2 pseudogenes are annotated in these 1252 nt (G+C 60.3%); both read left to right on the top strand.

Annotation, left to right across the window (positions count from 1 at the left end):
* Positions 1 to 1057: pseudogene (locus M0814_RS28910) on the top strand (hypothetical protein); the annotation flags it as partial.
* Between the two features lies 1 nt (position 1058).
* Positions 1059 to 1252 (top strand): annotated as a pseudogene (locus M0814_RS28905) (hypothetical protein); the annotation flags it as partial.

Here is a 1252-nt window from a genome sequence, read left to right as displayed (position 1 = left end):
GTTGCTGTTCAAGGCCAGCCTGGTCGCCCACCAAGGCCTCGGTGCCACCTGGGCTGTGAAACCCAACCTGGTGCAGATCAAAAACTGGGACGCCACGGCCCCCAAACGGATCCCGATACAAGCGCTGTTTTACGACACCACGCAAACCGGCGCATTGCTCGGCGCCCAGAGGGATCAGCGTGATTACTTCACTGCCACCGGGGACTGGTTGCCGGTCCTGCGCATGGATCTGCATCAGCCACCCGGCGCGGTGTTCGGCTTCAACCTGCAGGACCAGCTGTACAACGGCTATGAGGTCGCCGCCCGAATGAATGCGCGATACCAGGACGTAGCTGCGTCGTGCGCCAACGAAAAACCCGCCTATTACTGCAACGGCGTTCTGATTCGCGGGGCGGATGCCTCAGCAGGTTTTCATGCGTGGAACCCCAGCCCGAATTCGATTACCCGTAACGGCGTTTCGTTTTCATACGTCCGGGAGGATGTGGGCACCCTCAAGCTGGCGGGCAATCAGGGTTACACGTTCAAGGAGGCCTACGCCCCCACCGGGCATCCCGCGACCTTGCGCTGCTCCTACCCCGCCAATGCGGCTACCAACGGAATTCCCGACAGTTGCCGCGCCAGTTGCGAGTCGCAAAACATCACCACCGTGGAGACATGGCGAGCAAAACACGCCGCCAGTCCGGGTGGCAGTTGCGCCTTCAGCAGCACGCCCGCCGCGTTCCAGCTCAGCATCGCCGTGCGAACAGTGATGACCGCTGCGGCCAGACAAAACTGGAATGAAATCATCATTGCCGCCTGGCCACAGAATATTCCCGAGCAAATCCCCCTCGAATCGCTCTTCTACCTGTCAGGTAACAACACGGCCCTGAACAATGCGAAGTTCATTCAGCGCGATTACTTTCAGCAGACCGCCCGTTACCTGCCGATCGTGCGGATGAATCTGGGTGCCACCGATCACCGTCCATTCATTTACGAAACAGCCGATCAAACCTTTCAGGGCACCTCGACTCAGACCCTGATCAACGGCATCACTCCACGAGCACCCGGGGAGTACTGACATGCGAGTCTGCACGATACGCGTGCTTGGCCTGTTACTGATCCTGTCTGCATGCACCGTTGATCTCCACGCCGCCACCGGCCCGGAAGTGGCCAAGCTGCTCAACACGCGCTATCAGAACACCACGGCCGAATGCGTGGGCGAGCATCCCGCGTATTTTTGCAGCGGCGTACTGCTGCGCGGCAGCGCCGAGGC

The organism is Pseudomonas sp. MWU12-2020, assembly GCF_023100605.1.
In the GTDB taxonomy this organism is placed as follows: domain Bacteria; phylum Pseudomonadota; class Gammaproteobacteria; order Pseudomonadales; family Pseudomonadaceae; genus Aquipseudomonas; species Aquipseudomonas fluorescens_H.
This window is presented reverse-complemented; position numbering and strand designations above follow the sequence as displayed.